This window comes from Methylobacterium hispanicum, from assembly GCF_022179285.1.
Taxonomy (GTDB): domain Bacteria; phylum Pseudomonadota; class Alphaproteobacteria; order Rhizobiales; family Beijerinckiaceae; genus Methylobacterium; species Methylobacterium hispanicum.
Map to the genome: position 1 here is coordinate 1 of NZ_BPQO01000045.1, position 23,649 is coordinate 23,649.

Consider the following 23,649-nt stretch of genomic DNA (forward strand, 5'->3'; position numbering starts at 1 on the left):
ACCCGCGGGGATGCGCCATAGCCGATGCCGGCTACCGAGTGGCCGACATCAAATCGGAACGTTGGCCGGCTTCGCGTCGGAATGGGTGGCCGGCTTCCGTCGGAATCCGCAGACCACCGCCTCGATGCATGCGGCAAAGGCGGCAAGGCGATCGGGCAAGGGACGCGGCATGGCCAGGGCGAAGTGGAACGCCGCCTCGAAAAGGAATCCGGCCGCGCGGGCGCCCGCTTCGTCGAAGGGCCCCGTGGCGGGCCACTGGGCATCGCATCGAGCCGCCCTCCGGGTAAGAATTGTGGTCATGCCGTCGAGGTCCGCATCCAAGGAGCGTACGGAGGCCTCGACCGACAGAATCCGCAGCATCGCGCCTGCGTCCGGCTCGAAGGCCTCCGATTCCACTGCGTCGACGAGGGTCGCGCGGATGCGGGCCAGCGTATCCGCCCCCACGCATCGGACGTCGACGACCGACAGGAGGGGCGGAAGCAGGTGCACCGTTTCCGGGATCGTAGTCGCGTCCAGCAGGCCCCGGGCGATGGCTTCGGCCTCCCGCTCGGCGAAGGGATGTCCCGGTCCAAGCCAACGTCCCAGAGCATCCGGGCCCAATGGGTCGAGACCGACCCAAAACCCATCGGGGACGGCCGGAGGCGGCGGGACGAGCCCAAGGTCCGGAAGCCATGGTTGGGTCTCGTCCCGGCCCAGGACGGCAGCGAGAGCCGCTAGCGCTTGCGGACCCGCGAGCTCGTCGACTCCGCCTCTCAGCGCCTGGGCGACGATGCAAGCCGTGACGATGGGCTCGGTGACCTTCGCGGTCAGCCGCACGTACCATTCCGGAAAGCCGTCTTCCTGCATCTGCGCGGAGAACGGAAAGGAGACGGCTCTTTCCAGCCACTCGGCGATGGGTCGATCGTTCACGCGCGGGATGGATAGGCGCAAGGCGAACTGGTCGCTCAGCGACCATAGGAAGGCCAGACGGATCTCAGGTTCCAGCCCGCGCCATGCCGGGTCGCGAACTGCCGCCGCCGCGAAATGCCTCAACAAGGCGAGCCAGAGTGCTCCGTGCAGGTCGATCGCCGTCAGCAGGGCCTCGACGGCGGCGTCGATCCGGTTCCGGTCCCCCACGCTCGCCAAGGCGAGCAAATCCATAAGTGCCACGAATGGGGAGACCGCCGGCCGGCGCTCCTCACCCTCCGGCCGCAACGCGAGCTCGGCTCCCCGACGCTGCAGGTAGCCACCCGCAGGATCGAACGGCAGCCCGGCCAGCCGTCGGGCCGCCTCGTTCCCGTCCAGGTCGCGTTCGAGTGCCTCGCAGACCACGACCGCGAAGCCGGCAGCCGCCTGTCCGGCCGGGACGCGAAGGAAGGCTGCGACCGATTCGGGGGGCGGGAGTTCGAGGTCGGCGAGACCGAGCGATCCGCGCGCTCGGACCTTCGCCTCCAATCCCTCCAGCCGCCGTTGGAGGTCCATGTCGAGCAAACGCCCGAGTGCGGCGAAACGTGCATTCGGGTCCTCGGTGCGCTCGATGGCCTCGAGGTCGTCCGCCGTGATGATGCCAAGCGGGTTCAGCAGGGGACGCCGTTGCTCGGCGGGAATGGTCCGCGCGGCGGGATCGGCCTCCAACAGCACCAAGCTGAGTTCGTCGATCTCGACGCGGTTGTCACCGAGGATCACGGCCGCTCCCCGGCGGCCGTCCGGCGCCATGACCTCCTCCATCCGGGCGACCTGTCCATCGAGGAGTCGAACGTCGACGGTCCTCGCACCCTCACCGGCACCGGCGCGAAGGGCGGACCAGGCAGCGGCGACTTCCGTCACCGCCGCTTGGTGTTCTTCCCCGGCCTCCCCGTCATCCGGTCCGATCGTCAAAACCATGACGTCGCAGAGACCCATCCTGTCGCCGACGCCGGGACGTGAGGCCATGGCATCGGCCCATGGTTTGGGAAGCAGCGTCAGAAAATCGCGCACCAGCCGCAACAGGGAGGTGCGGACCGCCTGGGCTTCCACGTCCGACGCCGCCTCGGGAAGTTCGAGCAGCCCGGCCAAGTGGCCGCCCACGATGTCCGCGACCTCCTCCCTCAGCCGCGGATCGGCCTCGGCCTGCGGATCGCCCCAGGCCTCCAGGACCCAGGCTACGTAGCCCTTCCAGCTCGACGAGGGCCTCGTCTCGCCGCCGAGCGCGCGGAGAAGAGGGAGATCCAGCAGGGAGGCGAGATGCATGGCCCGCAGACGACGGCGCGTCTCGACGCTCTCGTCGGCAGGCAATCCTTCGAACCTGTCGATCCTGAGATTGGCCCACACCCAGTCCGAACGGGCGCGCCGTTCGGACTGGGAGGCTTCGGCGTCCTCCCAGATCCGGGCCAGGAGGTCGCGCGCCATGCCCCAGGCATCGAGTAGCCGGCGCGCCTCGCCGACGATGTGGCCGTCCGGCCCCCTCTCCGGCGTCATGTCCAGGTGCCGCATGAGCGCCGTGTCTTGCGCCGCCCATATCCGTAGTCGGGCCAGGGTAGGCGTCTCGACGAGAAAGGTTCCTTCGACGGGGGCGGCCGCGAGCGCGCTCCGGAACGCGTCGAGCTCGAAAGGCAGCCAGGCATAGCCCGCGTGACGCGCCTCTTCCAGGATACGATCTCTTCTGACCGCATCGACGGCGTTCCGGCCTCGCAGCAGGTCGAGGACGTCCGGCAAGTGAAGGAGCCCGAGCGCGGTGGCGCGCGACAGCGCCCGATCCTCGATCCAGAGGCTGCCTGGACCGTGCCCGTGGGCGGATATGGACTCCAACAGGCAGCGCACGTGCGCCGGTGTCGGCACATCGCCCTCCTCGGCGGCGCGTGAGAAGGTCGTCCAACGTCCGTCGGCCAGCCTCTCGGCAAGGAGATGACGCAGCTCCGAGACGCGGCGGCGCAGCCTCCCTTCCTCGATCGCGTCGTCGACGTCGTGCCGCAGCCTCTCGGCCTCCACTGCCGGGACGTAGATGCGCGTGCCGCGCGCGACCTGTGCCAGAATTCGGGCCTGGGCCAGGCGCGTCGCGGAGAGCCGACCGATTACGACGCCCGCTTCGACCTCCCGGAGCTCCGCATCTGCGGCGCCCAGGAGACGGCATGCTTCGTCCGCCCGGTCGCGGTCGAGATGTCCTGACAGGAACGCTCGTTCGATCAGCGCCCGCAACACCGGCGCGGAGAGTTCGCCCGGCGCTTCGAGGCTCTCGACCGAGACGGCCCCTTCGGGAAAGGCGCCCTCGACGATCACGCGGTTGCGCCCTTCGAGCAGCTCGCGGACGCTCGCCACCATGTCCTCGGACGGATCTCTGTAGGCGGCCTCCATCTCGATCAGAGCCTCGCCCGCAGACAGAGGGACGCTCAGCCGGAAGGTGCCCTCGAGGTCCGGAAGCATGCCGAGGCGGCTGGCCAGAAGGAGGGCCGACAGGTCGAGTCGAAGCTCGTCCCCATCTGCCGCGGGGACCGCTGCCCTCGGGGCGCCGGAGAGGAGGAGCATCGGGAATGGGTCCCCGAGATGGTCGCGGCGCCCCTCGATGGTCGCGAGGAACATCCGACCGAAGACCCTAGGGTCCTGCGCCGTCGCCACCGCGAACGGCGTGCGGCCGCCGAGCCACTCGCGGAAACGCTCGCGATGATCATCAGAAGCCCGCTCCAACAAGGCGACCGCGGCCTCGACGGTGTCGATGCGCACCACGTGCCGGCTGGCGTCCGGATCATTCAGCAGGGCCGCGAACAATCGCTCGTGAACCTCCGCCAAGCCGAGATCGGCCGCGAGCGCGGCGACGGCGCCGACTGCGCTCTCCGGCGTTGGGACGCCTGCCGCCAGCACCAGAGCGCGTCGTGCGGTTGCGGGTGCCGCGGCTCGCAACGCGAAAGCCACGTTGAGAGCGTGGCGAGGATCGAGATCCCCTCGGTCGAGTGCCCTTTCGGCCTCCCTGCGAAGGCCCTCCAGGTCTCCGATCCGAACGAGTGCGTCCATGACCCTGGCGTGGGCGAACGGGTCGCTGCCATCGCGGCGCAGGTCCATTAGGTCGGCAAGGACCGGGGCATGGCGGCCGAGCGCTTCATTGGCCGCGATCCGCAGGTGGATGAGCGCGGCAGGCAGACGGTGGTCCTCGAACGCAGCGGCCCCTTCCTCAAGGACTCCGAGACATCCGGCGGCGTCGCAGATTCTGAGAGCTCCCAACGCCGACAACTCGACCGCCCGCCGCGTCCGAACCGAGGCGAGCGGGGTCCGCAGGGCATCCAGATCCGCCCAAGCTTCCCTCCAAACGAGGAACTCCGCGACGGCCAACACAATCCCCGGGTCGGCTCCCTCCGCCCGAGCGACGTCGAGAAGCGGCCCGTGATCGCCGCTGCGACGGGCGAGGTTCCAGGCCTGCGCCATCGGATCCTGCGCCACGCCGGCATCCCCGAATTGGGCGCGCCACCCTTCCAGGAAGTCCGCCGCGAGAGGGAAGCGGTCGGCATACCTCCGGAGGAGTGCCCGTCCCCGGTCAGGTCGGTCGTTCCCTGCCGCCAGCAGGGCGAGGACGACGAGGTGCGATGGCGTCCCCGTGCCGTCGCGGATGGCGTCGCCGTAGACCTTCTTGACGTGGCTGGAGCGGTCCGCGAGGCCGTAGGCCATCGCCCAGGCTACGGCGAGCGGGTCTGGCATGGGCCGGCCCAGTAGGTCGGCGGCACAGGAGGCGGCCTCGTCGGACCGCGCCGGGTTCATGAGCAGCGCGGCGAGCCTCCAGGTCTCGATATCGGGCCGCAGCGCCTCCTCCGCCATCTGCCGCGCCCTGTCGAAGTCCGCCGCGGCGGCGGCCAAGTCCTCCTGCGCCGCGATGCCGCCCCGGGCGAGCCCGGGATGGAGGGGCTCGGGAGGACGCCCGACCAGGGGGCGGACCCCATCGACCAGTGCCCTGTAGAACCTCGCCGCCGCCAATCCCAGCAACGCAGCCAGCCCATGCGGCATCCGCTCGACCGCCGATTGGGCGTCCGCGACCGCGGCGTCGGGGCGTCCCTCCAGCAAGGCGACGATCGACCTCAGCCGCAGGATCTCCGCGGTCACCGCTTCGCCGACCGCCGCGTTCACGATGTCGGCCGCCTCGGCGACCCGGCCGGTCTCGAGCAGGATCGCGGCCTTGATCTCGCGCTCTCTGGCCCCCCCGAGATCGACCAGGAGGGCGAGGGCTTCCTCTGCCGCACCGCGGACGTGCAGGAGCAAGGCGCGCGGGGCGTTCCCCGCCGACGGCCCGAGCGCGTCCGCCTCGTCGAGAAGCCGCTCCGCGCCGTCGGCGTCGCGCTGCCCCAGGAGCACCATCGCGACCGCTCGCAAGGCCCTGCATCGCGTTGCGGGTGAAAGGCGCGCCCACGCCTCCGCATCGGCACGAGCATCGTCGAACCAACGCCGGAGCGCCCCCGGTCGTCCTCGGGAGACCTCGCCGATGGCCGCATCGAGTGAGAGCGCCGTCGCCGCATCGACACGCTCGTTCAGGACGACCTCGTATTGAGCCAGCGCATGCTGCAGGAACCCCGCGCTCACCGTCGAGGCCGGCGGTGCCAATGCGGTCGGCATCGGCGCCGCGGGTGCAGCGGTGGCCGGCAGTCCGGAGATCGCGTCGCGCCAGGCGGGATGGAAGTACCGGTCCACGAGGGTGGGATCGCGCCTCAGGTATTTCGAGATCTCTTCCACGTTCCAGAGGCGGAAGCCGATGCCGCGACGCTTGAGTTCGCCCGCTAGGGCTCGAGCCGCCTCGTTCATCGCATCGTCGTTCGACTCGTGCGTGATGGCGAGGATGAAGAACCGGATGCGCCGCCCGGCCCAATGGCCATCCAAGTGTCGGACGAAATCGTCCAACCAGAGTCGGAAGTCCCACGCTCTGACCCGGTTGTAACACTTTGCCGAGATGACGACCGCCGGCTCGCCGTCCTCATCGAAACCCTCGACGTCGGCGCCGAACTGTCTCGTGCCGTTGACGCGCTTGAGCGAGGTTCGCACGACCAGGTCCGGGAAGACGAGGGGCACCAGATCGCGGCACATCTCCTCGAATTTGCGGCTGCCGACGGCCACGAGCGGCAGCATCGCTTCCCGATGGAGTGGAGGAAGAGGGATCTGCGTGTCCGGAGCCGTGTCTTTATTGGGCGCCCGGTAACCCGCGGGCGGCTCGATCGACGAGGCTTGCTCGGATGCCGCTCGCGAGCGCTTCTTCGCAGGTTTCGAAACAGGCGACTTTCTGCTTGAACTCGAACCCATCGGGGCCCCGGTGAGGCGGGGGAGTGGCGCCCGCGGTGCCCCACGCGATAGCATGGATTCGATTTCCGGAACAAACAGCGAATGTCATGGAGGCGATCGAGGGAGGAGAACCGCTGGACGCCAAAAACACCGGTCGACTCAAGCGCGCAACGGGACGTCTGTTTCCGGAGGGAGGGGCGACTTCAGCTCCACTTTTTGTCTGAAGGCGCAAGCAGTCATTGACCGCTGCATTTATTGAAAACGGAGACGCGGCTGCGTAAGCGCCCATCGTCGAACCCAACGATGGCCTGCAAACGCGCGAGGCGCGGGTCTGAGACGCGCTCGCGGAACAGTGGAAGCTGTTCCTGTCGGATATGGCGGACGAACGGCTTCAGCCGACGCGCGAGGCGGCGGCCTCGCCTTGGTCGTGGACGATGGGGCGCCAGCCGGCTCAGCGGACGGATGCGCGGCGGCGCGGATTGATCGATCCGGAGACGACCCCCCAGATCTCGATGACGGCATCGTCCCCGATCTCGAATTCGGGAAAGCGCGGGTTGGCGAACGACAGCTTGATGCGGCCGGCGCTACGGCTCCAAATCTTGAAGGATCTCTCGCCGTCCACATCGGCGACTACGATGTCGCCGTCCGCCGGTGAAAGCGAACGGTCCACGACTGCGATGTCGCCGTCGAACAACCGAGCCAACACCATGCTATCCCCGGAAACCCGGACCAGGAAGGTCGAGGTCCGGTTCGGCACCAGGAGGCGCTGCAGATCGAGTTCCTGCTCGATGGAGTCATCGGCGGGGGAGGGGAGCCCGGCCCGCACCGCGGCCGTCAGGATCGGGAGAGGCACCGGGGCGCCCCAGGGGCGGGAGATCTGCAGCATGTGGACTCCGACTGATCCAATAGGAACAGACCATGAACATGGCCGGTTCCCGACCACAAGCCCAGCTTGGACGCCCTGTGGATTGCTGTGGACGACGGTGGATGAGGCCAAGCCGGATGCGGAGCCGCCGCGCGAGATATGGAGGCCGCCGCTTCCCCGATGACCGACGGTCGCCGACGAAGACGGTCCCGGACGGCTGAAATGGAACCGAAGGAACGCATGAACGAATCCGATCATTCGTACCTTGGCGGGTTCACAAGGGAATCGGCTTGTGCTGTTGATACGGCTCGCCTGAGCGGCGACGGGCAGGTCGCAATCCGCCCAATCCATCGAAGGAACTTCAAAGCAATGACACCGAACCTGGACCTGCACAGAACCCGCGTCGCGCTCGTATCGACCGTCGTGGGAGCCTACGTGTCGAACAACTCCGTTCCGGCCGCCGAGCTGCCCGCGTTGATCGGCTCGGTCCATGCCGCTCTCGCCGCGCTGGAGACCGGGCACGTCGAAGGCGGGGTCGTCGAAGACGTGTCGAAGCCCACCGCGGCGCAGATCAGGAAGTCGGTATCGACGGGCGGCATCGTCTCGTTCCTGGACGGCCGCTCGTACAAGACGATGAAGCGCCACCTCACGACCCACGGCCTGACGCCCGAGGGATACCGGGAGCGTTTCGGCCTGCCGGGCGACTACCCCATGGTATGCCGGGACTACGCGACGCAGCGTTCCGAGCTCGCGAAGAAGTTCGGCCTCGGCCGACCCGGCAGCATGAAGGCCCAGGGCGAGGGGGCGCCAGCCGCCAAGGCGACTTCGCGCAAGGCCCAGAGCGGCAATGCCAGCAAGGCCGCCTGAGAGGGCGCCCTAAGCGATCGAGGCCCGCTCCCGGCACGCCGGAGCGGCCCTCCTCCTGTCCCCGAAATCGCGTCCGGCCCGACGGACGAGGCCGCAGGACCACCTCGCGTTGCCACGCGCAAGGAACCGATCTACCGTTGAAGGAACGGAGATCGCTAGTGCGCGCAGTCCTGCTTCATTCCTTCATCGCTCTGGCTCTGTCGTCCCCGGCTGCGGCCTTGTTCGAGCCGCCCACGTTCGACGCCGCAGCCGAACTCATCCTCGCGGCGGCGGATCGCGACGGCGACGGCATCGTCACCCGCGGCGAACTCGACGCGGCGACGAGACGGTTCCGCTCCGAGGCCGGCGGCCAGATCGAGCGCGACTGGTCCGCCCTTCTGCGCACGGTCGGCGTGGACCCTCTGGCGCGCCGCCTCGACGTCGCCGACGTGGGCCGCGGCGTGATCCATCTGCAGGCAATGGCCGACGCCGATGGCGACGGCGACGGCGTCGCCGACGTCAGCGAGATCCGCTCGTTCCTCCGCGCCCTTCCGAATGGAGAACGCCGACCGACCGCCGAGCTCCTGGCGTCGGCCGACGCGAACGCCGACGGATCCGTCGACGATCGGGAGATCGCCGGGATCAAGGCGGAGATCGAGGAATTCCTGACCGCGCGTCTCGCCGACGAGGACAGGCGCGAAAGCGACGCCCTGATCGAACGCACGTCGGTCGTTACCGAGTGGCTGCTCCACGTCCAGGCTTCGGCGGAGAACGCGCGCTTCCGCTTCGAACACGTCGCGGCCGGGTCCGGCCACGCCCCCGTCCGTGATCTCGTCGCGGACCGACAGCAGGCTTCCATGCCCTCGCCCTGGGCAGCGAACTGACCCTTGCCTCGGAGACCTGACATGCGCGCGCTCGTACTCGGTTCGCTGACCTGCCTGATCGCTCTGCCCTCGGCGGTTCTGGCGATGCCGGAACCCCAGCCGCTGGCGTCCCTGGCGTCGGCGATCTATTCCGCGGCCGACGCGGACGGGGACGGGCTCGTGACGCGGACCGAACTCGACGCGGCCCTGGTCTCGTTCTCGGATCGCACGCAACCCGATTTCGAGCGGGACTGGGCGACGATGCTGCGGGTCGCCGGCGTCGATAAACGGGCGGACCGCGTCGACTTCCCCGCCGCGGTGCGCGGCGCGCTGGGCCTGTACGGACGAGCTGACGCGGACGGCGACGACCGGGTCACCGAGGCCGAGAAGCTGGCTCTCGTCGCCACCTTGCCCGAAGACGACCGCGACGCGGCTCTGGAGCTGATGGCGAGCTCGGACGCTGACATGGACGGCGTCGTCGATCCGACTGAACTCGCCAACGTCCGTCAGGAGGTCGAGAACTACCTCGCCGCGCAGGCGGTGGACCCGGATGCGGTCCCGGCGGACGGCGTCGTCCTCAAGGTGGATACGCTGGCCCGCTTCGTCGAGCGGGCCGAAGCCCTCAAGGCCGACACCCTGCGTCGATTCGAACGCGTCGCCGCGAACGGCTGTTCCGCCCAGGTCGCGCTGCTTCGGGCCGACGCCGATCGCGTCGCCGAGGCCGTCGCTCCCGACGCCCGATAGGGTGGGGGGCCCGCGCCCCGGGACCGCGGAGGCTTCACCCGACTTCTGGGCCCGCACCTCGTCTTCGCCACCGCAGCCTCGCAGAGCTGCGACCTTCGCGCTGCGCGCGGCAAGCGGCCCAGGCAGCTCGCTTGGTCGGGACGTCTCTACCGTCCGTCCGAGCGTCCGACGATCTGCGAGATCTCGTACGCATCCTGATAGCGCCCGCCAAGCCGGAGATAGTCGTTCTCCAGCGGCTCGACGATCTCGCGGGCCCGCAACAGCGGAGGAAATCCAAACTTCGCCGACCCAAGGGCGTCGAGGCGGAGCGCAGCCCAGGTGAAGGCGAGGCAGTCGGAAACCTGCGAGCGGCTGCCGGCACCAGAAGACGTCTTGCCGCAGGCGGCCTGATTCTCCTTCAGGCCGGCCATGCCGGATTCGGCGTACACGCCGTTGGCCCGGGCCACCCCGCGCTTGGCGATGGCCGCCACGTCGTCGCCGCCGGGCTGCCTCGCCGACGGAGCAGTCTTCAAGTGATCCCCGACGAAGCCACCCAGCCACGTGCGGAGATGCGCATGGAGTAAACTCCCGTGCTTCGATCCGGCCTCGTAATTGATCTCGTCGAGCTTCCAGCCTCCGCCCTCCATGACGAAGGTGTAGTGCTGCCGCTGCTCGACCGGCATGCCGTCGACCGTGGCCTTGACGATAGCCTCGACCACGGCCCGCCGTCCGTCGTTCCGGATCGTGCGCACGGCCTCGTACCTGCTCGGGGCCGTCACACTTTGCCTGCCCGTGAAGACGTCGGCGTCGAAGAAGTTGCCCTTGGTGGACGCGGCCCGCGTCCACGACAGCACCAAGTCCTCGGACAGGAGGCGGTCCATCGCGGCCGAGCGCTTGAAGCCGAAGATTTCCTGCTCGCCGCCGCGTCGATCGTAGGAGACGATCTCCTTGAAGACGGGTTCGGGGGAGGGGGCTTGGGCGCGTTGGGCCTTGCCCTGGGCGGCGCCGGCCGTCGCCAGAATCGAGCAGACCACGAAGGGCCGGAGGACGGATGACGACATCATCGCGGCCTCCTCTCAGCCCCGCATGCCGGAGCCGGGACGGCAGCGCCGGTAGGAGCCGAAGTCGTTGCCGTTGATCCGGAGGGAAAGCGTCTCGCCGCTCAGCGCGGCGACGACGGTGGCGGCTTTCGTGCCGTCGGTGAAGCCGCAGGAGCCGCGCCATGTGACGACGTCGCCGGAGCGGGCCACGCTTTTGAAGTTGCAGGAGAACTCGTCGCCGGCCATGCCGAGGGGCACGATCTTGAGTGCGCCGTCCATCGGCCGGCACATCCGTGGATTGGGCGACCAGTCGCCGACGATGGTCCGACCGGCGGCCATGACAGGGGCGGGGACGCAGGCAAGCGTGGCGGCCAACGTAACGACGGCAAGGACGATCGGGCGCGAAGGCATGGCGGAAACCTGGAGGCCGAGGATCGGCGTACTCTCAACGTAGCAAGCGATTGCTGCCGATCCCTGCGCGGAATCCGTAAAATTATCCGCGCCCGCCCCGGAGGATCCGTAGTCGATCGGCTTCCTCCCTGTGGATACCCACTTCCTTGCAGGGCCGTCCATGTTGATCAATGAGATGCAGCAGCATCGGCGGCGTGCCGAGGCCGATTCCGCGAGCGAGAAGATGACGGCCTTCACGGCCATTGTCGCCGAGTGCCTTCGCATCAAATGCGGACGATGAGGATCCTGGGACTTTCCGACATCCACGGCCGCAAGGGAGCGGTCGAGCGCCTGCGCGAGCTGGAAAGCAACCGATTCGACGCCCTGTTGGTCGCGGGCGACATCGGGAACGGACTGGAGAGCGCGATCGCGGTGATGGAAATCCTGGCGACCTTCGGCTGCCCGGTCCTGTACGTGTTCGGCAACCACGATCTCGATCTGCCGTACGACCATCGCTTCGCCGATGGATGCCAGCACCTGCATGGCGGCGTGATTGATATCGGCGGGCTCGCCTTCGCCGGGTACAGCGGATTGCCCGCCCATTGGGGTCGGAACCCCATCGCGGCCATGGCCAGGACGGAAGTCGAGAGGCGGCACGCCGGGATGTTGGCCACACTCGCCGACCTTGAGGCTGAGCAGGCGGATGCACTGGCGCGCCTGACGAGCGGATACCCCGATGTTTCAGCGGGCAGGTCGAAGGCCGGCGGCGCGGTCGACGCGCCCGCCCAGTCCGAGCGTAGCCGCTCCGAAGCCGCCCGCCTACGGGATGAGGCGCGGATCCGGAGGCCGTTGCAGACCTTCCTCGCCGACAAGGCATACGCAGCCTACCAGCGAGATGCCGGAGCAGCCGACCTCGCCGCCCTCGACCGGAACCGCGCCGAGCTATCGGCGCTCGTCGCCGGGCGGGATCCGCGGAACGTGGTCGTCGTTACCCACGAACGGCAATCCGACACGGGCCGCGACATGCCGGGCATCGGCCTGTTCCTCTTCGGCCATCGTCACGGCTTCGCTCATACGGCGTACAAAGGCTCCCGCTTCGTGAACGTGAGCGCCCTCGACCGGCTCGAGACCGTGATGCCGGCCGGCAGCCGGGCTGGGCCGGGCTTCATCCGATCCCTTCGGCGCGCCGACTTCGGGTCTTACGTGATCCTGGAGCGGGTCGGGACCGAGATGGTCACGGCCACATCCCGCCGCCTCCATGCCGATCCAGAGGGCTGGGCCCCTTATCGGGGCATTCAGATGCCGTTTCCGATGATCCCGCAAGGTGATCCGTGAGCGGCTCTCGTCCGACCGCCAACGGTCGGCGCCCGCCCGTATTCGGCGATCAGCGAGAGGAGCGGGCTCAGTACCGAAACGGAGCCGGCTGGCTCTTTCGCTCGCGCTCGGCGCGCTTGAGGCAAGCCAGCCGGAAGCGCACCCCTGCATCGTCGTATGTCAGATCCGGTTCGCGACCCAGTCGCCGAGCCCCAGACGCACGACGAGTTCCGCGATCCTGGGGCCGTCCCAGACCAGCACCGGCAGATCCTCGGGCGGTACGAGGACGCCCTTCGGGGTGTGGACCGCGAAGATCATGCGGGCGTAGCGGTCCCGTCGGGCGGAGAAGCGGCCGATGTAGTCGTCGAGCACCCTCTGCCCGGCCGTACTCTTAACCTGGACGAAGGCGATCTCTTGCAGGGCCGCGTTCTCGACCTCGACGTCGATCCCCTCGGTCGAACCTCCGAGCTTGGCGATCCGCGCCCATCCGGACCGGGAGAGGACGAGGTCGACGAGGAGTTCGAAGTCCTTGTCCCGGAGGCGCGCGACCAGAGCCGCGACCGCCCTGACGTAGGCTCCGCGCGCCTCGGCCGCCTCGACCACGACCGGATCCTCCTCGTCCGCGATGATCCGGAGGATCTCATTCGATCCTCCGGGAGCGCAGACGGTACCCTGGAAGCCCGCGGTCGAGCCGATCACGCCTGGGAGATCCGACAACGCGAGATGCCGTCCTCCGAGCGACCGGTTCGACCAGGGGCGCTCGCAGGTCAGCCAGAAGTGGCCGAGCGAACCGCTCTCGCCCGCGGGATTGAGCGTGACGCCGTCGGACACCGTGCACCACCACAGGCAGCCGTCCTGGTAGGCCACCCAGAGGTGCTGGCTGGGTCGGACGAGCACGTCGCGGATCGCGTTGAAGTCCTGCGTGGCTCCCCGCTTCTTGCCGTACTCGGCCCGGATCGAGGCCTCGATGCCCGCCAGATCCGCTGCTTCGATCAGGGCGTCGGGCACGTCCTTCCAGCCGAAGTGGATCTCGTTCCGCCCGAGGGCCGCCTTCCACCAGCGGCCGCCGGCGCCGAGCTTCACATAGCGGACGGACGTCGGCAGGCCGGATCCGGCCGCGGCAGCAGCATTCATCGCGATCTCCTTGGCCGCACGCGGTTCACGGGGCCGTATCGGGCGGTTGTCGAGACATAAACCACCGAGGCCCTATGCTGGCGGCATGTGCAATCTCTACAGCCTCGTGACGTCCCAGGCCGGCATCCGGTCCGCGATGGACGTCGACGACGACCGTACGGGCAACCTGCCGCCGCTGCCGGGCATTTTCCCCGATCAGCTGGCGCCAGTCGTGCGCGCGACCGGGAGCGGCCGCAGCCTCGAAATGATGCGATGGGGCTTCCCCTCGCCCTCCGGCAAGGGGCCTCAGCATCCCGTGACGAACGTCCGCAACGTCGCGTCTCCGTTCTGGCGGCCCTGGCTGAAGCCCGCCTACCGCTGCCTGGTCCCGGCCTCCTCGTTCAGCGAATACGCCGACACCAAGCCCCGGAAGACGCCGGTCTGGTTCGCGCTCGCCGACGATCGTCCGCTCTTCGCCTTCGCCGGCATCTGGCGGCCCTGGACCGGGATCCGGGGCCCGAAGCGCGACGAACCCGTCGAGGAGGAGCATCTGCTCTTCAGCTTCCTCACGACCGAGGCGAACGGCGTCGTCGGTCCCGTCCACCCGAAGGCGATGCCGGTCCTGCTGACGACCGCGGAGGAATGGCGGACGTGGCTCGAAGCGCCCGCGGACGAGGCGCTCGCCCTCCAGAGGCCTCTGCCCGACGACCGGATGAAGGAGGTGGCCCGCGGCGGTCGGCGCGATGGGGCCGACGATTGAGGCAACCCGGAGCGGCCGGTTAACGTTCACTGCCTAGCTTACGCATGTCCCATGCCGAGATCGCCATGCCCGTCCTGTCCGCCGTCCTCGTCGCGTCGTCCTTCGCCGTTGCATCCTTGGACTTGCGCAAGTCTTGGGCCGAGCAGGCGATAGGCCTCGCGTTGATCTCCGGCCTCGTGCTGGCCGGAGCCAGCATCTGCAGCTGCTGACGCTTCGAACCCGACGCCCGTTGACTTGCGATGCTTTGTTCCGCAGCATGCGTTCGCAGGAACCTCGGCCGGTAGGCTTGGGTTGATCTAGTCAGCCGACCGCCATCGGAATGCAGGACCGGCGACGCTCGAAGCCGGTGCAATACCCATGCTCAACGACCGCCAGCGCATCGAACTCGCGCTGCCCGCCTATCTGCTGTTCGCGCTCAGCAAGTTGCCTGGCGCATTCACGCCGGCCGACCCGACCTTGGCCGACCGAGCACAGGCCGACATCTCCGAACTGCGTGACAACCTGCGCACCGCCTGCCTCGAGCCGCTCGCCGATCTGACGACGCGCAAGCGGCAGGCGATCGTGCGTCGGCTCGACCGCGTCGCCAAGGACATCGTAGCCGGATGGGCGAACCAGTCCGCGCTCAGCCTCGTGCTGACGCACTGGTACTTCCTGAAGGACCTGCTCGACCGCGAGGTGCTGATCCTCTGGCAGGACTCGGCGATGGATCGGGCCGTGCACGTCCTCCTGCCGATGTTCGAGCACGGCTTCGACGAGCGGAAGCGCGACGCCGGAGCCCAGGAGCAAGCCGGCCGGCTGCTCGCCCGTCTGCGAGCCGAGGGGTTGTACGCCTGACGGGACATGCAGGCGGCAACCTCCACGCCCGCACGGACGGAAGACGCCCCCACACGAACGTAGGCGCCGGCGCGTGATCATCTCGAGTGCGACGGCGGGGTGGGAGGCGGCGGCCAGCATCCGGACTTCTCCCGGCGTACGTCGCGGCGAAAACTGCGTGTGGCACCGCGGCTACAGTCTCGGACGTCGGATTATGCACTAGATAGAGTCTAGGCTGTGGAGGCGTAGGATGAGGGCCGTTGCAGCACGGGTGTCGTGTGCGGCCTTGTTCGTCTTGGCCGGCGGCTGCTCCGTCTATCCGACCACCGACCAGAGCACCGGCTTCGACACCAGTCGCATCATACAGAAGATCCGCTGCCAGATGGGCCGGGCCGTTCGCGCCACGGCGATCGAGCACATCCGCCAGTTCGGTGACCGCATGGTCTACCCTGGAAAGACCGGCAAGCAACTTGCCGCTGAAATCGAGGGTGGACGCCCGTACGATTCCTACGATCGCCGCCTCGTCATTCCGGAGATAAGAAGAAACTTTACCTACTATGATACAGCAAAGGTAGGCTACGACTTCAGCTTGGACAACAAGGAGCAGAACAAGCAATCCGTTGGCGGCGTGGTAACAAGACGATTCCTGAGGAGGGTGGATGCGCTTGGGTTGTTCGGAGAGAACGACCTTACCCGGCAGGTTCAGAGAAATTTCAGGATCCTGGACGAGTTCCGTCAACTCGGAAGCGACGCTTTCGCGGAGGAATGCGCGCCGGTACTTGCCGACCTCAGCATAAACATAGAATTTCCGATCGCCGGAAGGTTGCCGTTCGAGAACCTCGTGGACAGCTTCGTCGTCGCCAATGAACGGCAGCATCTGCAGGGAGACGAGAAAACTCCGGCGATCCCGAAGATGGCGGATACCATCATGTTCACGACGAAGATCTCTCTGAACGTCGATCCTGCCGCCGCGTACAATCCGGTGGGGAGGGGAGTGCTGCCGTCGACCCTGGGGTTCAGCTTCAACAACATACGGACCGACTACCACAAGGTGATCGTCGCGATCGAGGTTCCGCAGCGCAAAGTGCTCGTCGATCAAGCGGGGATAGTCAGGCGGCTGCCGCTCTCCGACAGGGATCAAGTCAGCAGAACGCTGGACGAACAACGGGAACGCAACGTCCAGAACGCGATCGTGAAGATCGGCGACGCGCTTTCGTCAGGGCTACCGTTCTGATGCCCCGCACAACGGCGCTTCTTCAGCATCCATGTCGTCCGCACTCCCGGCGATCTGACAGCGTTGCGTGAAGCCTGTAATCGGTACGCCCCCGGACCTTGACACCGCAATCTGTTTAGCTGTGCACTCCGACGTGCGTCGCGCTGGTCCAGCGGAAGGTTGCGATGAGGCAGACGATCCTTACCGTGATCCTCGAGGTGCAGCCCGCCAGCACCGAACGCCTCGCCGAACTGATCAGGGACCTGCGCGCTCGGCTCGAAAGCACATCGAACGGGGTTGAAGAGTACGCCGTGCTTCGAGACCGCGTTCCGGCTCTGCATTTTCTTTCGATGAGCATCTTCAGGGACGTCCACTACGACCCGGTCCTGACCTTGGAGGCGAACTTCGACGGGCCGGCCGGCCCGTTCTGGGCGCAGTTCGAGGCCGCTCTGGGAGACGAGCTCCGGGAAATGGTCCGCTGCTGCAAGCCGCCCACGGACGATACCCGCGGACTGTACGATGCGGTGACCAAGCGTGGATCGACCCGGGCGCTCGCACCCCTCTTCGAGGCCAAGACCGTGCGCCCGGCGGTCTCGCACATGGGCAACAGGGGGCGCAGCCGCGACCAGATCATCGCCGAGGGCGAACTTTTCGAGGCTACCCGCAGCGAGCTGCGCCAGCGTGACCCGAATATCCCGAATCCCTACAGACCCCTATCCGCGGCGGGCATCCACCAGCGACTCCGCGCCGCCCTCCTGCCCACCCATCCCTGGCTGGCCGAACCCGCTCCCGTCCGGATCGACCTCGCCGAGGGGGCTGCCGACTGGATCAGGTTCGGGGCCTTCCTGTTCCTGGTCCTGCTCTGCCTGTCGCTGCCGGGTCTCGTGCTTGCGCCGACGGGTACGAGCGGGCGCGTCTTCCTCGTCCTCCTGATCGCCACGCCGGCGGTCGCCTTTCAGCTCTACCGCCTACGCACTCCGCTCATTGGTCAGGACGCTCCAAAGCTCGCGAGGGCCATTCTGACCAGGAGGCGGGTCGTCTTCCAGCCGGTGAGGACCGTCGCGATCATGGCTTTCGTCCTGGTCGTCCTGGTCGGCTACACGTATCTCGCCGCCCTCGTCGTCGCGCCCGCGGTATCCCTCCTGGGCGGCCACGGGTTCGGGGAGGCCTACGGCTTCGCGCTGAAGGCGACGTGGCTCGGTCTCCTGAGCGTCCCCTTGAGCGTCGGGATCATCCTCCTCTGGGTGCGCTGGCTGGAATACCGGGACCCCTCGCACGACGCCCCGCCCGTGAACGAGCGACGGATGCGGGCCATGGCCCGGCGCGAGGACCGGCTCCCGCAGAACCACATGGGCAGCATGGTGCTGGTCAAGCCCGGCCTCCTGCGCGCCGTGCTGATCCGCGTCGGGCTGTGGGGGCTCGGCCTGTTCCTCCGCATCCTTCCGGCGAGCCGGAACGGCTATCTCGCGAACATGCGCACCATCCACTTCGCGCACTGGGCGCTTGTGAGCAACGGTGGCCGGCTTCTGTTCTTCAGCAACTACGACGGGACCTGGGAAAGCTACCTCGACGACTTTATCGAGAAGGCGAACGAAGGGCTTACACTCGCCTGGACCAACGGCGTCGGCTTTCCGCCAACCCGATTTCTCGTGCAGGACGGAGCCAGTCACGGGCGCCGCTTCAAGGCCTGGGCCCGGCACTCCATGGCCGTCACCCTGCTCTGGTACAGCGCCTACAAGCACTACACCGTCAACCAGATCGAGCGCCACGCGCGCATCGCGAACGGGCTGCGCCGACCGACGCTGACTCCCAAGGAGGCCGACGAATGGGCGAGGGACCTGTAGACCCGAGGGGAACGAGGAAGCGGCCGAACTGGAAGATCAAGGCGACCGTCGACACCCTGGTTCAGGGCATCGTGGTCAGCGGGTTCAAGGATCTGCCTTGGGCGCAGGCACTGTTCCTGCACATTGACAGAAGAGGGGAGCCGGAAGGTCGGCGTGCGGCGTGGCTGCGCGCGCTGCAAGAGGTCGAACCAATCACCAACGCCTCCTGCAAGGATCCGGACCCGGCCACCATCGCCTTCACCTGGACCGGTCTGGAGGCCTTGAAGCTGCCCGATAGGACGTTGAAGACTTTCTCGTCCCCGTTCCGGGAGGGAATGTGCCAAGTCGACCGGCTTCGGCGGCTCGGCGACCGATACGACGGCAAGTGGAGTGAGACCGTGATCAAGGGCGGTCCGGTCTGGAGCGGCAATACGCCTGCGCGCGACCTCGACCCGACCGGTCCCAGCGACCCCGAGGACGAGGAGCGGACTCGCGAGGAGGCCATTCCGCAGACCCCGATGACGGTCCATGCCCTTCTTCTCCTCTACGACAAGCAGGAGGGCGCGGTCCGCGAGCGGGCCGATCGGGTTCGCGATGCTCTTGAACCGTTCGGAGTAAGCATCGTCAGACAGCTGCCACTCGACCTGCGCATCATAGATGGGATCGCACGCGAACATTTCGGTTTCGCCGACGGCGTTTCGCAGCCGGTGCCCTACGGCGACCCCATCGTGCTCGACGACGGGAGCCACCCCTCGAAGGATCCATGGCACGGAGTTCCGGCCGGCGAGATCCTGCTGGGTTACGACAACGCCCATCGCGAGCGCGCGCCGGGTCCGTTGCTCAGTATGGATACCGGCGCGACGAAGTTTGAACTCGAGCCGCACCCGGACGAGCCGAACTTTCTCGATCTCGGCCTGAACGGGAGCTACATGGTGGTGCGCGAGCTTCGCCAGAACGTCCCCGAGTTCTGGAGATCGCTCGACGAGGGGGCGGCCCGGATCAACGCCCACGACCCCGGCAGGACGCCCGTCACCGCGGAATGGCTCGCCGAGCGCGTGGTCGGCCGGCACCCCGACGGGCGGCTGCTCTGCCCCAGCGAAGAGGGGTATCACAAGACTTTCAACGACGTCGGCTACTACAAGCACGATCCCTACGGGCACGGATGTCCGATGGGCTCGCACGTCCGCCGGGCGAACCCACGCGACGGCCTCGCTCCCAACGCCGCCTCGGCTCCGAGCCTGCTCGATTCCTCCAACAACCACCGCATCCTGCGCCGCGGTCGCAAGTTCGGAAAGCCGATCGACAACCCGCGCGTCGACGACCGCGAGGAAAGAGGCCTCCTCTTCATCTGCCTGAACACGGACATCGTGCGTCAGTTCGAGTTCGTGCAGCAGACCTGGATCCTGAACCGCAACTTCGCCGACCTCTACGACGAGACCGATCCGCTGATAGGGCCCGCCGGTCCCTTCACCATCCGCGAGCAGCCGCTACGCCGCATCGTGGACGTGGAGACCTTCGTGACGCTGGCGGGCGGCGAGTACTTCTTCCTGCCCAGCATGCCCGCCCTCGCCTACCTGGGATCGCTGTGAGATGCCCGTCCTCCGACCGGTCCCTCCCGGCCTCAAGGCCCGACTGAAGGACCGCGTCACCTCGTGGGGGTTGGCGCAGGCCCCGCTCGTCTTCGGCATCCTCCGCCGGGTCTGGCCGATCTTCCCGTTGCCGGGCGGGGGACGGCTGGCGACCCTCCACGACGACGTCCTCCAGGTCTTCCGGGAGGACGGCGGGTTCGGCGTGCCCTACCGTGGGAAGCTCGACGTGATCATGGGCGGCCACCCCTTCTTCCTCGGCCTCGGCGAGGGCGCGGAGTACCGACGCCAGACGGAAACCCTGCGCAAGGCGGTCCGGCCGGACGACGTCCCGGCTCTCGCCGCCACGGTCGAGAAGAGGTGCGGGGAGATCCTCGGGGCATCCGCCGGCCGGATCGAGGTGGTCGACGATCTGGTGCGCGCCGTCACCTTCGAGGTGCTCGGGTCCTATTTCGGGATCACGGATCCTCCGTGCGCGAGCCTGAGCGAGTGCGCGACCAGGCTGTTCGAGTTCCAGTTCGCCGATGCCGGGAACGATCCATCCCTGCGGGCCGAGGTCGACGTCTTCGCCCCGGCGCTCCGCGCGCACATCGACGACCTGATCCATGCGCGCCGGAACTCGGGAACGTTCGGCAACGACGTGCTCGGCAGGCTCCTGGTCGCCCAGGAAAGCGACTCATACATCTCGGACGCGATGATCCGCACTTGGCTGATGGGTCTCGTCGTCGGCGGCCCGCCGCAGCCGCCGATGGTGGTGCCCCAGGCCCTCGAGCAGCTTCTTCGTCGGCCCGCGGCTCTGGCGGGCGCCCAGCGGGCCGCCGAGGCGGACGACGACGCGGCTCTCGCCGGCTACGTGTTCGAAGCCATGCGTTTCGACCCGCTCGGTCCCGCGCTTCCGAGAGTGGCGCTCGAGGACTGCGTCCTCGCCTCGGGGACGCGTCGCGCCACCAGGATCCGGAAGGGCGCCACCGTGCTGGCGGCGTTCAGTTCGGCGATGTTCGACCACAACCGGGTTCCGGACCCGAGGCGATTCGATCCTCGAAGGTTGCCGCACGAGTACATCCACTTCGGCCACGGGCTGCACACCTGCTTCGGCCTGCACATCAATCGGATCCTGCTGCCCCTCATGCTGAAAGGCCTTCTGAAGCGGCGGGGCCTCCGACGCGCCCCGGGCCCGGAAGGACGGCTCAGCAAGCGAGGGCTCTTCGCCGATCGCCTCGTCGTCCACTTCGAGCCGGAGCCGACCGATCAGGCCCGCTCCCGCTCCACGTCCGCCCAAGTGGAGCTTACCCCGTGATCGCGGAAGGAGGCTCGTATGCCCCCGTCACGATCCAATCTCCGTTCGGGCCGCGTCCGCATCGCCCGCAGGGATCGGGAGCAGCCAACGCCTGGAACGGCAGCGTCGATTCGGTGAGCCTTCCCCGGCGCCTGTGGACCGCTTCCGGCCCCCGCGACGGCGAACGGGTCCCGGATCGTCCACAGCTCCTTTGCGGATGCTTCAGAGGGGGTGACCACGAAGCGGGATCTCGGGCCTGTTTCGGCAACATCTCGTTAACCGCCCGAAGGCGATGCCGGCATCCGAGCCATCGCCCCGCCGGAGCCAGCAGCCGCCCATGTCGAATCCCGAGATCGTCGTGCTCGAGCTCGCGTCCGAACTGGCCGAGATGCGGCTGCAGCTCGCCGAAGCGCAGGACCAATGCATCGAGATGGCCGTCGACGCCGGCCACCTGCTTGCGGAAATCCGGGATCTGCGGCGGGACTTGGCCGCCACCCGGCGAGAGCGAGACGGCTACCTCGAGCGGCTTCGCACGCGTGGGGGGATCCGTTCGGCGGCGTGAGACGAGCCGGAGGCACATTCCGGACAGGCGGGCTCGGCGTCGGGGCGGGATTCGGCCTCGAAGCCAGGGCGGCGTCGCAGCGGGGCACTCGTCCGGCCTGTAGTCCCGAGAAGCCGGGCTACGGCAACGGCTGCGATCGACGATGCTGCGAGCACGACAACGGCGTCGGCAGCCTGGCGCACCGGGTCTCATGCCGAAGATGGAATCACGGGAGCTCAATCCAGTCCGGAATTCTTATAGGCGAACGAAAGACGCCTAGGATGTCCGTGATGACCTTTTCCGGCGATGGAAGATCTATCCCAAGCTGTTCCGCGATGATCTGAGCCGGGCCTAGTACAGGAACGCCGTTTCTCACGGCCGGTATGACCGTTTCTTGAATGAAGCTCGGTGCATGCTTTACGATTTCGGCAGCTATAGGGCCGGACACCAGCATGGGGAGTGCGGGGATCATGTCGATCAACTCTTGGCCACGCTTGCGAACCAACTTTTCGGCTTCCGCTTTGATCTCCGGAATTATATTCTTTCCTCTTTCCGCTGCCAGCCTTTCGGCGGCATCGGCAAATTCTCGCAATTTCTCAGTGTGAGGCAAGGCGGCGATCGCATCATTTATTATAGGCGGGCAGTCCAGCTTGATATCGATAGGCGGTATTTCGTGGGTTGCAATATAGAACATGATAAGCTTGTTTACGGGATCAGGGAGTTTGTCTTTCACCATGTTATGCAGGGCGCGGTAATTCTCTGCCGTGGGGCTCTGTACCACACATCGCAGGTTCAGACCGTCGACCCACCGTCCTCTGCGTATATAACCAAGGCTGAACTCCGAAGCCAATTCGCGACCTAAAGCGGTTGTCGATACGCAAGGCATCAGTGTTGCTTTGAATGCTGCGAATGCTGCGCCGATACGGGCGCCTATTTCCGGCGACGGCGCCGCCTGGAAGGCCTCGTACGCGGCTACGGCAGATATTTTGACGCAATTTCGAAGGACGTCGACGATGGTTTCTCGCACCGACGACGGGCCAAACACCACTATGTTGAAGCTGTTGATCAGAGTCTTCTTGTTTTTGGCGTCGTATCCGCCGGTCGCCTCGGCAACCGGATGCTCCCACCATATTCCATTTTCGAATTTGATGTCGATCCCGGACAGGTCAGGCGCCTGGGCCTCGCTATCGAACGCTGTTTGGATGTTTACCCAACGGGACCCAGGCTTGTCTGAGGGTTTGGTGCCGACGACCTCGAAGACATGATCGGCCGGCATCGTAAACTTTGGGGGTGTGTCGGCGGAGGGCTTCGGTCTTACGTGAACCGGTGCGGAATTCCTCAGAAAATCGTTTAGCAATATGTCGGCGGCATTTATAGGTACATCTCTGCGGTTGACTTGTGAGTCCTTGACCTCGATCCATAATGTGCCAGTATTCTTCGGATCGGAAACGTCCCTTTCCGCGGGAGCAATCTTCAGCCAATAGAACCCCTCGGAGACCTGTCTCACCTCGCGAACGACGAAATTTTCTCCTTCCTCCGCAACGCCGACGATCGGTTTGTTCGCCCACTTTTCGCCGTCGTATTCGATGTAACCGCTTCTGATGAAGACATTTCCCGTCGCTACGATTATTCCTCCGACTTTGACCGGCTCTTCCGGGTCGACCGACTCAAAATAAATCTCACCCCACGCTTCGCCCTGATAGCGCCCCATATAAACATAGCCTCCGACCGGCTCCACCTCCCGGCTCGGCACCGAGATTTGAAACCAGTGATGGCCGTTCGATACCTCGATTATACGGCGAAGGATGAACGTGTCGCCTTCGTTTGCTAATCCGATCTTGGGCGCGTTGACCCACTGTTCTCCATCGAAAGAGGCCGGACCCTTCCTGACATTGACTCTGCCCGTGGCAACGATCTTGTCCCCCACGCAGGTCTTCGACGAGCGTGTGGATTTGAAATGTATTTCCTTCCACTCGCCTTCGCCGTACTGGCCGGCGTATGCCCAGCCGGTTCTGAATGAATGTTCGGCCTCGTTCGGCATCTGCCTGCTCCATGGCTGCCACTCGTCGAACGGTATCGCTTCGGATGAGGGTATTAAGTCGTCACGGAATTGTCAGTCTCACTAACACTTAAGGTGTACTGTCGCCTGAATCGCGTAGCGAGGAGCTTCGGATCGGCCCCGGAAGGCGGTTTTTGCGACGGGCGCGAGAGTTCGGCCTCGGCTACGGCCAGCGGCACGCTCTCCGCATCCCGGAACCGGGATTGGACGGGCTCAGCAC

At 66.8% G+C, this 23,649-nt stretch carries 18 protein-coding genes; 12 read left to right on the forward strand and 6 right to left on the reverse strand.

Features of this window, described 5'->3' with window-relative positions:
- Positions 1-48: 48 nt before the first annotated feature.
- On the reverse strand, positions 49-6,225 hold the full coding sequence (locus MFF56_RS29850) for a hypothetical protein (RefSeq protein ID WP_238231995.1): 6,177 nt from the start codon (positions 6,223-6,225) through the stop codon (positions 49-51).
- A gap of 430 nt (positions 6,226-6,655) precedes the next feature.
- Positions 6,656-7,090, reverse strand: a complete 435-nt coding sequence (locus tag MFF56_RS29855; RefSeq protein WP_238231997.1) for a LexA family protein — start codon at positions 7,088-7,090, stop codon at positions 6,656-6,658.
- Positions 7,091-7,309: 219 nt separating this feature from the next.
- Here MFF56_RS29855 and MFF56_RS29860 point away from each other — a divergent pair, with 219 nt between their 5' ends.
- The 3 genes from MFF56_RS29860 (at position 7,310) to MFF56_RS29870 (ending at position 9,522) form a co-directional block, all read left to right on the forward strand.
- On the forward strand, positions 7,310-7,936 hold the full coding sequence (locus tag MFF56_RS29860) for a Ros/MucR family transcriptional regulator (RefSeq protein WP_308445293.1): 627 nt from the start codon (positions 7,310-7,312) through the stop codon (positions 7,934-7,936).
- 158 nt (positions 7,937-8,094) lie between these two features.
- A complete protein-coding gene (locus tag MFF56_RS29865; protein ID WP_238232000.1) occupies positions 8,095-8,799 on the forward strand; it encodes an EF-hand domain-containing protein in 705 nt (234 codons plus the stop codon).
- 21 nt (positions 8,800-8,820) lie between these two features.
- The gene (locus MFF56_RS29870) at positions 8,821-9,522 is read left to right on the forward strand and encodes an EF-hand domain-containing protein (RefSeq protein ID WP_238232002.1); all 702 of its coding nucleotides are present in this window, start codon (positions 8,821-8,823) and stop codon (positions 9,520-9,522) included.
- A 146-nt stretch (positions 9,523-9,668) separates the two neighbouring features.
- Here MFF56_RS29870 and MFF56_RS29875 read toward each other — a convergent pair whose 3' ends face one another.
- Together MFF56_RS29875 and MFF56_RS29880 are read right to left on the reverse strand one after the other, a co-directional pair.
- Positions 9,669-10,565, reverse strand: a complete 897-nt coding sequence (locus MFF56_RS29875) for a nuclear transport factor 2 family protein (RefSeq protein ID WP_238232004.1) — start codon at positions 10,563-10,565, stop codon at positions 9,669-9,671.
- A gap of 12 nt (positions 10,566-10,577) precedes the next feature.
- Positions 10,578-11,189 carry a hypothetical protein gene (locus MFF56_RS29880; protein WP_238232006.1) on the reverse strand — a complete coding sequence of 204 codons (612 nt, stop codon included), beginning with the start codon at positions 11,187-11,189 and terminating at the stop codon, positions 10,578-10,580.
- Between the two features lie 39 nt (positions 11,190-11,228).
- Here MFF56_RS29880 and MFF56_RS29885 point away from each other — a divergent pair, with 39 nt between their 5' ends.
- Complete coding sequence (locus MFF56_RS29885) at positions 11,229-12,266, forward strand: metallophosphoesterase family protein (RefSeq protein ID WP_238232008.1); 1,038 nt, start codon at positions 11,229-11,231, stop codon at positions 12,264-12,266.
- A 159-nt stretch (positions 12,267-12,425) separates the two neighbouring features.
- On the opposite strand, the gene MFF56_RS29890 is transcribed toward MFF56_RS29885, so the two are convergent.
- Positions 12,426-13,379: a hypothetical protein gene (locus MFF56_RS29890; protein ID WP_238232009.1), complete on the reverse strand. Its 954-nt coding sequence runs from the start codon at positions 13,377-13,379 to the stop codon at positions 12,426-12,428.
- Positions 13,380-13,464: 85 nt separating this feature from the next.
- Here MFF56_RS29890 and MFF56_RS29895 point away from each other — a divergent pair, with 85 nt between their 5' ends.
- The 8 genes from MFF56_RS29895 (at position 13,465) to MFF56_RS29930 (ending at position 21,391) form a co-directional block, all read left to right on the forward strand.
- Positions 13,465-14,118 (forward strand): SOS response-associated peptidase, encoded by a 654-nt coding sequence (locus tag MFF56_RS29895; protein WP_238232012.1) that lies wholly within the window; start codon positions 13,465-13,467, stop codon positions 14,116-14,118.
- A gap of 65 nt (positions 14,119-14,183) precedes the next feature.
- Positions 14,184-14,327 carry a hypothetical protein gene (locus MFF56_RS29900; protein WP_238232013.1) on the forward strand — a complete coding sequence of 48 codons (144 nt, stop codon included), beginning with the start codon at positions 14,184-14,186 and terminating at the stop codon, positions 14,325-14,327.
- A 148-nt stretch (positions 14,328-14,475) separates the two neighbouring features.
- Complete coding sequence (locus MFF56_RS29905; protein ID WP_238232015.1) at positions 14,476-14,952, forward strand: hypothetical protein; 477 nt, start codon at positions 14,476-14,478, stop codon at positions 14,950-14,952.
- Positions 14,953-15,181: 229 nt separating this feature from the next.
- Positions 15,182-16,165, forward strand: coding sequence for a Y4kA family protein (locus MFF56_RS29910; protein WP_238232017.1), 984 nt, complete (start codon positions 15,182-15,184; stop codon positions 16,163-16,165).
- Between the two features lie 164 nt (positions 16,166-16,329).
- Positions 16,330-17,988, forward strand: a complete 1,659-nt coding sequence (locus MFF56_RS29915) for a hypothetical protein (RefSeq protein WP_238232019.1) — start codon at positions 16,330-16,332, stop codon at positions 17,986-17,988.
- Positions 17,970-19,556, forward strand: coding sequence for a Dyp-type peroxidase (locus MFF56_RS29920; protein WP_238232021.1), 1,587 nt, complete (start codon positions 17,970-17,972; stop codon positions 19,554-19,556). The genes MFF56_RS29915 and MFF56_RS29920 overlap by 19 nt, the downstream gene beginning before the upstream one ends.
- Position 19,557: 1 nt before the next feature.
- The gene (locus tag MFF56_RS29925; protein ID WP_238232022.1) at positions 19,558-20,850 is read left to right on the forward strand and encodes a cytochrome P450; all 1,293 of its coding nucleotides are present in this window, start codon (positions 19,558-19,560) and stop codon (positions 20,848-20,850) included.
- Positions 20,851-21,166: 316 nt separating this feature from the next.
- On the forward strand, positions 21,167-21,391 hold the full coding sequence (locus tag MFF56_RS29930) for a hypothetical protein (protein WP_238232024.1): 225 nt from the start codon (positions 21,167-21,169) through the stop codon (positions 21,389-21,391).
- 205 nt (positions 21,392-21,596) lie between these two features.
- Here the strand turns inward: MFF56_RS29930 and MFF56_RS29935 are convergent, their stop codons facing one another.
- The gene (locus MFF56_RS29935) at positions 21,597-23,411 is read right to left on the reverse strand and encodes an SH3 domain-containing protein (protein ID WP_238232026.1); all 1,815 of its coding nucleotides are present in this window, start codon (positions 23,409-23,411) and stop codon (positions 21,597-21,599) included.
- Positions 23,412-23,649 lie beyond the last annotated feature (238 nt).

Coding starts and splice junctions, on each gene's coding strand:
- MFF56_RS29850 (WP_238231995.1), bottom strand. CDS start 6,225: ATGGGTTCGAGTTCAAGCAGAAAGTCGCCTGTTTCGAAACCTGCGAAG.
- MFF56_RS29855 (WP_238231997.1), bottom strand. CDS start 7,090: ATGCTGCAGATCTCCCGCCCCTGGGGCGCCCCGGTGCCTCTCCCGATC.
- MFF56_RS29860 (WP_308445293.1), top strand. CDS start 7,310: ATGAACGAATCCGATCATTCGTACCTTGGCGGGTTCACAAGGGAATCG.
- MFF56_RS29870 (WP_238232002.1), top strand. CDS start 8,821: ATGCGCGCGCTCGTACTCGGTTCGCTGACCTGCCTGATCGCTCTGCCC.
- MFF56_RS29875 (WP_238232004.1), bottom strand. CDS start 10,565: ATGATGTCGTCATCCGTCCTCCGGCCCTTCGTGGTCTGCTCGATTCTG.
- MFF56_RS29885 (WP_238232008.1), top strand. CDS start 11,229: ATGAGGATCCTGGGACTTTCCGACATCCACGGCCGCAAGGGAGCGGTC.
- MFF56_RS29890 (WP_238232009.1), bottom strand. CDS start 13,379: ATGAATGCTGCTGCCGCGGCCGGATCCGGCCTGCCGACGTCCGTCCGC.
- MFF56_RS29895 (WP_238232012.1), top strand. CDS start 13,465: ATGTGCAATCTCTACAGCCTCGTGACGTCCCAGGCCGGCATCCGGTCC.
- MFF56_RS29900 (WP_238232013.1), top strand. CDS start 14,184: ATGCCCGTCCTGTCCGCCGTCCTCGTCGCGTCGTCCTTCGCCGTTGCA.
- MFF56_RS29905 (WP_238232015.1), top strand. CDS start 14,476: ATGCTCAACGACCGCCAGCGCATCGAACTCGCGCTGCCCGCCTATCTG.
- MFF56_RS29910 (WP_238232017.1), top strand. CDS start 15,182: ATGAGGGCCGTTGCAGCACGGGTGTCGTGTGCGGCCTTGTTCGTCTTG.
- MFF56_RS29915 (WP_238232019.1), top strand. CDS start 16,330: ATGAGGCAGACGATCCTTACCGTGATCCTCGAGGTGCAGCCCGCCAGC.
- MFF56_RS29920 (WP_238232021.1), top strand. CDS start 17,970: ATGGGCGAGGGACCTGTAGACCCGAGGGGAACGAGGAAGCGGCCGAAC.
- MFF56_RS29925 (WP_238232022.1), top strand. CDS start 19,558: ATGCCCGTCCTCCGACCGGTCCCTCCCGGCCTCAAGGCCCGACTGAAG.
- MFF56_RS29930 (WP_238232024.1), top strand. CDS start 21,167: ATGTCGAATCCCGAGATCGTCGTGCTCGAGCTCGCGTCCGAACTGGCC.
- MFF56_RS29935 (WP_238232026.1), bottom strand. CDS start 23,411: ATGCCGAACGAGGCCGAACATTCATTCAGAACCGGCTGGGCATACGCC.